Origin of the sequence: Prosthecobacter dejongeii (assembly GCF_014203045.1) — a bacterium.
Taxonomy (GTDB): Bacteria; Verrucomicrobiota; Verrucomicrobiia; order Verrucomicrobiales; family Verrucomicrobiaceae; genus Prosthecobacter; species Prosthecobacter dejongeii.
Window position 1 is genome coordinate 189,816 of sequence record NZ_JACHIF010000006.1, and the last position, 11,259, is coordinate 201,074.

Here is an 11,259-nt window from a genome sequence, read left to right on the forward strand (position 1 = left end):
ACCTTCGCATGAAAACTAGCTTCTCCATATTCTTCGCCATTCTCGGCTTGGTCGCGCCCCTGCGCGCACAGGTCGAGTTTCAAAAGGGCGATTCCATTGCCATTTTGGGCAACGTCTTGCCAGATCGCTCCCAGCATTATGGCTGGTTGGAGGCCATGCTGACCCAGGCCAATGCGGACAAAGACCTGACCTTTCGCAACCTGGCGTTCTCAGGGGATGAGGTGCAGACCTGGCATCGGGTGGATGGCTTTGGGAGCCGCGATGAGTGGCTAGCTAAAGTGAAGGCCGATGTCATCTTCGCCTTCTACGGTAACAATGAGTCTTTCAAAGGTTACGAAGGTCTGGACGCCTTCAAAAAGAACCTGGACACCTTCTTGAAGGAGACCAAGGCGAAGAACTACAACGGCAAAGGCGCGCCGAAGATCGTACTGTTCTCGCCCATCGCGCTGGAAAAGCTGTCGAATCCCAGCCTGCCACCAGTGGAGGAGAAAAACACGAATCTGCAGAACTACACGGCAGCGATGAATGAGGTGGCCGCCGCGAATGGAGTGACTTTGGTGGATCTCTTTGCGCCCAGCCAAAAGATCATGAGCCAAGCGCCGTTGAGCCTGAATGGCCTCTACCTGAATGAGCAAGGTGACAAAGCAGTGGCCGAAGCCGCATTCAAAGGCATCACGGGCAAAGAAGCCCCTTCGGTCAATGACAAACTGCGGAAAGCCATCGTAGAAAAGAACTGGGAGTGGCATCAGCGCTACCGCACGGTGGATGGCTACAATGTGTATGGTGGCCGCAGCGGCCTGGCCTATGCCCCAGGGGTGGGTGCCTTCAAGCAGAATGAGAAAGATCCAGCCAAGCCTTACACCTCCAATTTTCAGGTGATGCAGCAGGAGATGTCTCAGCGGGATGTGAAGACCGCCAACCGCGACCTGCGCGTCTGGGCCCTCGCCAAAGGCGGCGATTTAGTGGTTAAGGATGACAATCTGCCTGCCGTGGAGTCTGTGCCGACCAACATGCCTAACCCGAAAGATGGCAAAGACTTTAACAAGACGCCGATGACCGGCATGACTTTCACGGAAGATGGACTGGTGGCCATCCCGGATGCGACGGAAAAAATGAAGGACATTCAGGTCCACAGCGGCATGAAGATCCAACTCTTTGCCGATGAAAAAATGTTCCCTGAATTGGTGAATCCCGTGGCCATGCAGTGGGATACCAAGGGCCGCCTCTGGGTGAGTGCTTGGCTGAATTATCCAGGCCGCACGCCCACTAGCCCGAAGGGGGATAGCCTACTGATCTTTGAAGACACAGATGGTGACGGCAAGGCCGACAAGATGACCACCTTTGCCGATGACCTGAATTGCCCCACGGGTTTCCAGATTTACAAAGATGGCGTCATCGTCATGCAGTCCCCCAGCCTGCTCTACATCGCTGATACCGATGGCGATGGCATAGCCGATAAGCGCGAGCGCATCCTCATGGGCCTCTGCGCGGCAGACAGCCATCACGAGACTTGTTACCTGAGTTATGACAATGGCGGTGCCATTTACCCCAGCGACGGCGTCTTTCATCGCACTCAGGTCGAGACAATTTACGGCGTGGTGCGCAACACCAATGGAGCCATCTATCGCTACGATTTGAATCGCAATGAGCTGCAACGTTTCACCACGGATGCCACGGTGAATCCTCATGGCAAGATCTGGGATCGCTGGGGCAATGCTTACTTCACCGATGCCACGGGCAACGTGAATACCTTTGCCGAAGCCTCCTCCAGCTACCTGCCTCGTGAGGGTGGTGGCAGTGCCAAGATGAAACCGTTTTGGGATCGTCCTGCGCGCCCCAGCCCAGGCAATGGCATCATCAGCAGCCGCCATTTTCCGGAGGAGTTCCAGAACAATTTCCTGAACTGCAACGTCATCGGTTTCCAGGGCATCTGGCGCGTGAAGCTGGACCAGGACGGTTCCGGCATGAAGGGTGAAACGGTGGAAGATTTGGTGAAGGCAGACCCGGCCGTGTATCCCACCTTCCGCCCTGCCTGCGTGAGCGTGGGGCCGGACGGTGCACTTTATTTCTGCGATTGGTCGAATGCCATCATCGGCCACATGCAGCATCATCTGCGTGACCCGAACCGCGACCACAAACACGGCCGCATTTACAAAATGACCTATGAGGGCCGCCCTCTGTTGAAGCCCAAGAAGATTGACGGTGAGCCCATCGCAAATTTGCTGGAACTGCTGAAAGAATGGGAAGATGGCACCCGCCAACTGGCCAAGGTAGAATTGGCCAAACACGAGCCGAAAGAAGTCGCCAGCGCTGCCAAAAAATGGGCAGCTGCTTTGGACAAAACGGACGCAGAGTACGAGCACCATCGCCTGGAGGCCCTGTGGACCCACCAGTGGGTGGACGTGGTGGATGTGGACCTGCTGAAAGAGGTGCTGGCCTCGCCTGAGCCACGTGCCCGCGCAGCCGCCACTCGTGTGCTCTGCTATTGGAAAGATCGTGTGCCAGGAGCCCTGGATCTGCTGCGTATCGCCGTCAATGATGCCGACCCACGTGTGCGCATGCACGGCATTCGCGCCCTCAGTTTCTACCAGCCGACGGATGAGGCAGAAAAGGCGCTAGAGATCGCTTACGATGTCCTGAAGCACCCGACGGATTACTACATTGATCACGTTTTCAGCGAGTGCCGCAAAGGCCTCCAGAGTGTGTTGAAGACCAAACTACTTCCCAAAGACCCCGCTGCCTTGGCGGAGTTGATTGCGAAGACCACCGATGCCGACCTCAAAGGCCTGCCCGATGTGGAGCCCGTGCTGATCGAAAAACTCACCCGCCCGAAACTCCCTGCGGACATGCGCGCCTCGGCCCTGATCGAATTGGTGAAACTCACAGGTCAAGATCGCACGCTGGAAATTGTGAAATTACTCCAGCGCATTGATGCAGCCGAAGGTCGCCTGAATGCGACGGCGGAGGAAATCGGAAAAATCCTCGTGCAGGAAAATCGTGGGCATCTGGCCCGTCATCGCGATGGCTTGGTCGCCCTGGCGAAGCAAGGGAAACAGGCCCCTGTTATCCGCGCTGCGTATGCAGCTTTGGTCATGACTGATTTAGGACCAGATGAGATTTGGAAAGCTACAGACATAGCATCCCGACATTACCTCATTGAGTCCATAGGTCTCATTCCGGCCAGCAGCGCAGGCCTGCGAAACAAGTTCCAACCATTGCTTACCGCTCTTCTAAAAGAAGGGAAAACAGATGGTCAAACTCTGCGTGCCGTTCTGGCTGCACTACCTTTGATGACGGGTAATCAAGCTGGGGCCAACTTTGCCCTCGCGGCGGATCACTTGATTGAGGGTAAGGAACGAAATGCTGCGGCGAAGGCACTGCTGAAGTTCCCCAAAGCCAATTGGGATGCGGCAAAGGCCAAGCCCCTCACCGACAGTGTTTTGGCCTATGCCAAGACCGTGCCTGCCGGAGATCGCTCCAAGCAGGACTATGTGGAAGTCATCACCGCAGCCAAAGAAATGGCCGCGCTGCAAGGGGCCGCTGCAGAGGCTGTGCTAAAGGAACTCAGTGCCGTCAGTGTGGATGTTTTCATCGTTCACACCGTCCATGAGCAACTTCGCTACGACACGACCAAGCTGACCGTGAAAGCAGGCAAGTCCTTTGAGGTCATCTTTGAAAATGACGATGTCATGCCGCATAACTTTGTCATCGTTCCTCCCGGCAAACACATGGAAATCGGCAATGCAGCCATGACCATGACGCCTGACAAGCTGGACAAACAAGGCCGTGCTTACCTGCCTGCGGCCTTTGAAAAAGACATCATCGCTGCCACGAAGCTGATGGAGCCTGGCCAAAAGGAACAACTTAAAGTGCGTGCGCCTAACCAACCCGGCGACTATGAATTTGTCTGCACCTTCCCCGGCCATGCCCTCATCATGTGGGGCACCCTCACGGTGACGAAGTAACCTTTCCCAATAAAACCCATGATCCGTCGTACCTTTCTCACCCTCGCCGCAGCGTTACCGCTGGGCACCTGTTTCGCGGCCGAAGATTTCCTGAGCTACGAGCCGAAAGGCGAGGCAAAGGGCAAGCATGTCGTGCTCCTGGCCGGCGATGAAGAATACCGCAGTGAAGAGGCCTTGCCCATGCTGGCCAAAGTGCTGAGCGAGCGCCATGGTTTCAAGACCACGGTACTGTTCTCTGTGGGCGCAGATGGCGGGGTAGATCCCACCGCAGGTGGCAGCCTCACCAATCCCCAAGCCCTGGACAGCGCCGACGCCATCGTGATGCTGCTGCGTTTCCGCAAATGGAATGAAGAGACCTTGGGCAAATTCGATGCGGCCATCAAACGGGGCATTCCGGTCATCGCCCTGCGCACCAGCACCCACGCTTTTGCAGGGATCCCCAATGACAGCAAGTTCGCTTCCTGGAACTGGAACAAGGATGGCGGCTGGGGCAAAAAAGTATTGGGAGAGACCTGGGTGAGCCACTGGGGGCACCACAAGTTTGAGGCCACTCAAGGCGTGATCGAGGCGAGCCATGCGGATGATGCGCTGCTGAGCGGAGTCACCGATGTTTTCGGCACCAGCGATGTGTATGAGGCCTACCCACCGGCAGATGCGAAGATCCTGATGCGTGGGCGCGTGCTCAAAGGCATGACCCCTGACTCCGGTTCTCTGGAGACTGTCAAAGCGCGCGCGACGGATAAGAAGGAGCAGCCTGTGAATGAACCCATGATGCCCATCGCCTGGACCCGCAGCGTGAAGAACGAGGCTGGCACGGAAAATAAAATCCTCACCACCACCATGGGTGCCGCCACGGATCTGACGAATGAAAGCCTGCGCCGCCTTGTGGTGAATGGCGTTTACTGGGGCCTCGGCTTGCCAGTGCCTGCAAAGGCGGATGTCTCCGTGGTGGGTGACTACAACCCCACGGCCTACGGCTTTAACGGCTTCAAAAAAGGCCTCAAGATCAGTGATCTAAAGTAGAGTCTCCAAGCTTCCATCTCTGTGCAAAGGGCGACTGCGAAGTCGCCCTTTGTTTTGGGCGGAAGTACGGAAGACTTGCCCAACAAGCCCCTTTCGAAGTTCCGCAGACGCATTACTCTGGGGGCTACATGGCAGACCTTGGCAGACTCAATCAACTCCCCGTTCTCTACAGCACCCCACAGGGCATTTATCTGGGGGGCGGAGATCATGGCGAGATCCTGCTGCCAAACCGTTACGTACCACGGGGGACGCAGATTGACGATGTGCTGGAGGTCTTCATTTACCGCGACTCCGAGGATCGCCTGGTCGCCACCACGGAGCGCCCTCTGGTGATGGTGGGGGAATCTGCCCCTCTGCGTGTGGTCAGCGTGAATCGCAATGTGGGGGCCTTTTTAGACTGGGGGCTGCCCAAAGATCTACTGCTGCCTTTCCGCCAGCAGGCAGAGCAGGTTTTCGTGGGAGACACCGTCATCGCCCACGTGATGGTGGATGCGAAAACAGACCGCATCATCGCTACGACGAAGATTAACAAACACCTCAACAAAGCCCAACCCATCGGCTTCAAACCTGGACAGCAGGTGGCCTTGGTCATTCTGGGAGAAACTCCATTGGGCTACAATGCCATCGTTGAGGGCACACACCAGGGCCTGCTCTACCACAGCAATGTGGGAGCCACCTTGGAAGTGGGACAAAAGCTCAAAGGTTTTGTCACCGCCATCCGCCCCGGCGGGAAGCTGGATCTCAGCCTGGATGCGAGGGGTTACCAACGTGTGGCTCCGCTGACGGATCAAATCCTCCAGGCTCTCCAGGCCAAAGGCGGGCAGCTTTCTTTTGATGATGACAGCTCACCCGAGGCCATTCGGCAGAACTTTGATTGCAGCAAAAAAGCCTTCAAGCAGGCGCTCGGTGCCCTGTTTCGTCAGCGCCGAATTCGCTTTACGAACCCTGGCATTGCCGCCGTGGACATCCGCGAAAGCACAGGTCAAGAGTGGCGACCGGAAGAATGATCCCGGGTTTTGATTGACCTAGATACGGTCCCTCAGTCAGACTCCCAGTATGATCATCTTTGGCATCCTCTTCATGCTGTTCGGGATTGGCATGTTGGTCGTGATTGCGCGGCAGCCAGTGCGCCCCAGCCCACGGCAGAAGCGGGCGGCGGGTGCCGGTTTCATGGCTCATGACGCCGCAGCCGGGGGGGATGGATCTGCTGCATTACTCGTCTGGCATGCCGTCTTCTGCTCATGATATGCCGAGAGTCATGGATACCTCTTCTTGGGAAAGTGGTTCCAGTTTTTCTGGCAGCAGCTTCGACAGTGGCAGCAGCGGTTTTGATAGCGGTGCAAGCAGTGGCTTTGATGGCGGCAGTGGCGTTAGTTCCGGCGGGGATGGATGCGGCTGAGGTGGCCTTGGCCACTGGTGTTAAAACTCGGTCTTTACCCAGACCTTTTTCCCCTCTATATCGCGATCATGCACGATCCACGCGTTGACCAGCTCGCTCGCCAACTTGTCCGTTACTCCACCCAGGTGAAAAAAGGTGACTTTGTCTGGATTGACTGCTTTGACGTGCCTAACTACGTGGCCCATGCCATGATCCGCGCTGTCGTGGAGGCCAAGGCCCGCCCCATTGTGAAGCTGCATGACACCACCATCACGCGTGAGCTGATGATGCATGCCGATGAGACCCAGTATGACGTCATCGCAGAAAGCGAACTGGCGCTCATGAAGAAAATGGACTGCTACATCGCCGTGCGGGGCAGCCATAACATCACTGAAAATAGCGATGTGCCAGCCGACCGCATGAAGCTGGTGATGGCCAAGCTGCGCCCGCTGCAAAATGAGCGCGTGAATAACACCCGCTGGTGTGTGCTGCGCTGGCCTACCAGTGCCATGGCCCAGCAGGCTGGCATGAGCACACGTGCATTTGAAGACTTCTACTTCAAGGTCTGCCTGCTGGATTACGCCGCCCTCATCCCCGCCATGAACTCGCTGAAAAAGCTCATGGATAAGGCCAAGGACGTGCACATCAAAGGCCCTGGAACTGACCTGCGCTTTAGCCTCAAAGGACTGAAGTCCATTGTCTGCGGGGGCCGACATAACATTCCGGATGGAGAAGTCTTCAGCGCGCCAGTGAAGGACAGCGTGGAAGGCGTGATCAGTTACAATGCGCCCACGATTTATCAGGGAATCGCCTTTGATTCCGTGAAGCTGGAGTTCTCCAAAGGCAAGATCGTCAATGCCACCTCGAACCACACGGCGGCGATTAACAAGATCTTCGACAGCGATGAAGGGGCCCGTTACATCGGCGAATTTGCCATCGGTTTTAACCGGGAAATTCGCGAGCCCATGCGTGACATTCTCTTCGATGAAAAGATCGCTGGCAGCTTCCACTTCACCCCTGGTCAGGCTTATGAAGGCGTGGCGGATAACACCAACCGCAGTCAAGTTCACTGGGATCTGGTGTGCATCCAGCGTCCCGACTACGGCGGTGGGGAGATCTACTTCGATGGCGAACTCATTCGCAAAAACGGCCAGTTTTTGCTGCCTGAATTGAAGCCTCTAAATTGATTGGCCTTGTAACGTAGCCGCGTCCGCTAGGACGTGGGTATTGGGGTGGGCGAAGCGTGAGAGCCTTCCCCCAGACCATCCGCTGGCGTGGGCCGCTACGGTGTAGCTGCGTCCGCCAGGACGTGGTTTTTTCGAGGTGGGCGAAGCTTGAGAGCCTTCCCCCAGAACCACCCGCTGGCGCGGGCAGCTACGGTGTAGCTGCGTCCGCCAGGACGTGGTTTTTTTGAGGTGGGGCGAAGAGTGAGAGCCTTCCCCCAGACCACCCGCTGGCGCGGGCAGCTACATTGTAGCCGCGTCCGCTAGGACGTGGGTATTGGGGTGTCGAAAAAGTGAGAGCTTTTGACCAGACCATCCGCTGGCGCGGGCCGCTACTTGCTCTTTTTCTCTTCTGGCATCACCGTGACGATGTGGGCCTGGGCACGGGCAAAGTAGGTCTTCGCCACGCGGCGCAGGTCTTTGTCTGTCAGGGCCGCTACGCGATCGGGCAACTGGCGAAAATGCTCGTACCCCAGACCATTCAGCTCGCTCCAGCCATAGGCATCCGCCAAGCTCGCATTGCCCTGCTGCGCCCGCAGCCACCCAGATTTCCAGGTCGTTTTGGCACGCTGGATTTCATCCTTGGCCAGACCGTTCTGGGTGAGGTCAGCAATCTGGACGAGCATCTCCTGCTGGGCGAGCGCAGCCTTTTCCGGGCTGGTGCCCACGTAGAAATAGAATGCGCCGGCTCCCAGGGCGGAAAAATGCTGCGCGCCTACGTAGTAGGCAAGGCCTAACTCCTCCCGGATGCGGTTGAACAAACGACTGCCCATGTCACTGCAAGCTTCGTCAATCAGTGACAGGGCCTGGCTATCCGCATGATGCAGACCCACGGTGCGGAAGCCGATGACGATGATGGCCTGCTCCTTGTCCATACGCAGTTCATGCACGCCGGGTTGGGGGGTGGCTTTGCCCGTGTGCTCTGCCCGTGCGTCGTAGTGGCGGCTGCCCTTTTTCAGCTTGCCCAGCGCCTTTTCCACCAGCTTGCGCACCGCCGCTGCTTTCACGTCGCCTTGGATGGAGACCACGCCATTGCCACCCACCAAAGAGCGCGAGAGCATCTCACGGCAGGTTTCCACTTTCAGCGCCTTGACGGAGGTTTCCGTTCCTAACGCGGTGCGGGCGAAGGGCGTTCCTGCGAAGATTTCTTTGCGGGCGTGGCGCATGGCCACCGTCAGCGGGTCCTCTTTCTCTTCTTGAATGGAGGCGATCTGGCGCTTCTGCACATCCTTTAGTTGGGCGGTAGGCAGGGTGGCGTTTTGAATCAAGTCAGCGATCAGGTTCAGGCCACAGGCTTCATCTCCACGCATCACATCAGCACCGATGAGGTAGCGGTGCGCATCCGCCGTGCATTGCAGGGAACCGCCCAAGTTTTCCAGTTCAGCGGCGATTTCAGCGGCCTTCCGGGTCTTCGTGCCTTTGAGTAAAAGGGCAGCGGAAACCTGCGTTGCCCCGCCATTGGTCGCTGTTTCAGCAGGCACACCCGCTAGGAAACTGGTGCGGATGGAGACGAGCGGTAAGCGCGGATTTTCCCCCACCAGCAGAGTGAGCCCATTGGGCAGAACAAATCGCTGCAGCTCGCCTTTTGTCAGGCCCTGGCTGCTACTGTTACTCGTGGCTTCCACATCCGGGCCTACGATGGCCACGCTGGAGGAGGCCGGTGTCAAATACTGCCGGGCAATGTCACGAACCAGAGTCGGCGTGAGGGCACGGATGCTGGCCAGATAATGCTGCGCATGATCCAGGCTGCCTGTGGCCAACCAACTACCGGCAAGTGAAGCCGCCTGCCCTTTCGTGCTGGCCAGCGTGCGCACCTGACCGCCAATGGTGGCGCGAACGGCCTTTGCCAACTCAGCCGCCGTAGGGCCTTTCGCTTGGAAAGTTGCGATGACTTCCAGCATCGCTTTTTGGCAGGCCTCCACGTCTTTAGGGTCGCACTCCGCTTCCGCATTAAAAAGTCCGCACTCCTGCGCACCCCAGGCCCCCGCCCACACCCAGTGGGCCACGCTGCGTTTCTCCCGCAGTTCTTGATACAGGCGGGAACTGCGGCCAGAGCCGAGCAGGAAAGCCAGCACATCCAGGGCAGCTTTGTCGGGATGATTTTCTCCCGGGATCTGCCAGCCCAGGGCCACGCGCGTCAGTTCCGTATCGAAGTTTTTCCTTCCTTCCCGGCGTCCACGCTGGGGAGCCTCCTGCGGTAGCAAGATGGGTTCATAAGGGCGGCGTTCCCAGTCGCCTAACAAACGTTGCACTGCGCTAAAGGTTTCTTCCGTCTTGACCGCTCCTGCGATGACCACAAAGCAATTGTTAGGCACATAATGACGGCTAACAAAGCCCGCCACATCGTCCCGACTCACTTGGTCAAACACCGCGCGGTGACCGATGATTGGGTGCTTCAGCGGATGCTGGCGAAAAGCCGTGCTCTGCACCAAGTGCTGCACGACGGACCCTGCATCGTCATTGTCCATGGCCATCTCGCGGCGGATCACGTCCTGCTCCTTTTGCAGTTCACCCGCATCGATTTTCGAGTTTCGCACCATGTCTGCTAGGATTTCCAGGTAGCCTTCCGTGTGCTCAGCCAGACCGTCGATCCAATACACCGTCCGGTTAAAGGTGGTGTAGGCATTCACATAGCCTCCTAGTTCTTGGATGCCCTGAGAGATTTGCGAGGCCGTCCTTTTCCACGTGCCTTTGAAAAGCATGTGCTCCACGCAGTGGGCCAGTCCCGCCCCCGTCCATTTTTCCTCATGCAGGCTCCCGGCCTTCACCCAGATCTGCACACTGACTAAGGGATGATCTGGATCTTTGCGGACGATCACGTCCAGCCCATTGTCAAGCGTGCGGACTTCGGCCTTCAAGGCCGGGACGCTCAGGTCAGCCCCACCTGAAGAACGCGGGGCAGGGGAGTTGCGGGATGACGTCTTGCGGGAACGGGCGGTAGGCATGGGTGGAAAAAAGCCACAGTGGCGCAGGTGGCCTCTCTGGCAAGGCGGCTTGTTAAAAGCCAGCCATCCACAGGAAAAGTCTCCTTGAGAATTTACAGCCACGCGTGTTCAACAAAAACTGGACAAGTCCGTTCTCAACCCCACTCGCGATTGATCTCTCAGAAGTGCACTCTCGTTAAGAGGCAGTCCTCCAACTGCGGCCTTCGTCCACTCAACCATGTCCCAGCACCTAGCCACCATTCGTTGGACTCGCAGCGGTCCAGATTTTCTTGAGCGATGCTACTCGCGCGAACATACCTGGGCCTTTGATGGCGGCGCCATTGTGCCTGCCTCGCCCTCGCCTTGTTCCGTGCCCGCTCCTTGGTCGAATGCGGCCAGTGTGGATCCTGAAGAGGCCTTGGTCGCCTCCGTCTCCAGTTGCCACATGCTCTGGTTTCTCCATGTCGCTGTAGATTCGGGCTTCATCGCAGACAGTTACGAAGATGCAGCGTCTGGCATCATGACGAAAAATGACGACGGCATCCCCTGGGTCAGCCGCATCACTCTTCGTCCAAAGGTGACCTGGAGTGGCGAAGTCATACCTACCCCCGCCGAGGTTCAGCACCTCCACCGCGAAGCTCACCGCCGCTGTTTCATCGCCGCCTCTATTCGCAGTGAGGTCATTATCGAGACTAGCCCTTCAGTCGAATAATCCATGCGCAGCTTATTTTCATCCTCGAAAGAAA

At 57.4% G+C, this 11,259-nt stretch carries 8 protein-coding genes; 7 read left to right on the forward strand and 1 reads right to left on the reverse strand.

The features are described from left to right. Positions 1-8: 8 nt before the first annotated feature. The 6 genes from HNQ64_RS15100 (at position 9) to HNQ64_RS15125 (ending at position 7,553) form a co-directional block, all read left to right on the forward strand. Positions 9-3,965, forward strand: coding sequence for a PVC-type heme-binding CxxCH protein (locus tag HNQ64_RS15100; RefSeq protein WP_184210058.1), 3,957 nt, complete (start codon positions 9-11; stop codon positions 3,963-3,965). An 18-nt stretch (positions 3,966-3,983) separates the two neighbouring features. After that, positions 3,984-4,988 (forward strand): ThuA domain-containing protein, encoded by a 1,005-nt coding sequence (locus tag HNQ64_RS15105; protein WP_184210060.1) that lies wholly within the window; start codon positions 3,984-3,986, stop codon positions 4,986-4,988. A gap of 128 nt (positions 4,989-5,116) precedes the next feature. Then, positions 5,117-5,995 carry a CvfB family protein gene (locus tag HNQ64_RS15110; RefSeq protein ID WP_184210062.1) on the forward strand — a complete coding sequence of 293 codons (879 nt, stop codon included), beginning with the start codon at positions 5,117-5,119 and terminating at the stop codon, positions 5,993-5,995. Between the two features lie 49 nt (positions 5,996-6,044). Continuing rightward, positions 6,045-6,233: a hypothetical protein gene (locus HNQ64_RS15115; RefSeq protein WP_184210064.1), complete on the forward strand. Its 189-nt coding sequence runs from the start codon at positions 6,045-6,047 to the stop codon at positions 6,231-6,233. A 13-nt stretch (positions 6,234-6,246) separates the two neighbouring features. Beyond that, positions 6,247-6,387 carry a hypothetical protein gene (locus HNQ64_RS15120; protein ID WP_184210066.1) on the forward strand — a complete coding sequence of 47 codons (141 nt, stop codon included), beginning with the start codon at positions 6,247-6,249 and terminating at the stop codon, positions 6,385-6,387. Positions 6,388-6,455: 68 nt separating this feature from the next. After that, positions 6,456-7,553 carry an aminopeptidase gene (locus HNQ64_RS15125; RefSeq protein ID WP_184210068.1) on the forward strand — a complete coding sequence of 366 codons (1,098 nt, stop codon included), beginning with the start codon at positions 6,456-6,458 and terminating at the stop codon, positions 7,551-7,553. Positions 7,554-7,921: 368 nt separating this feature from the next. On the opposite strand, the gene HNQ64_RS15130 is transcribed toward HNQ64_RS15125, so the two are convergent. After that, a complete protein-coding gene (locus tag HNQ64_RS15130) occupies positions 7,922-10,534 on the reverse strand; it encodes a M16 family metallopeptidase (protein WP_184210070.1) in 2,613 nt (870 codons plus the stop codon). 217 nt (positions 10,535-10,751) lie between these two features. On the opposite strand from HNQ64_RS15130, the gene HNQ64_RS15135 reads away from it, so the two are divergent. Further along, positions 10,752-11,225, forward strand: a complete 474-nt coding sequence (locus HNQ64_RS15135) for an OsmC family protein (RefSeq protein WP_184210072.1) — start codon at positions 10,752-10,754, stop codon at positions 11,223-11,225. The last annotated feature ends 34 nt before the right edge of the window (positions 11,226-11,259 follow it).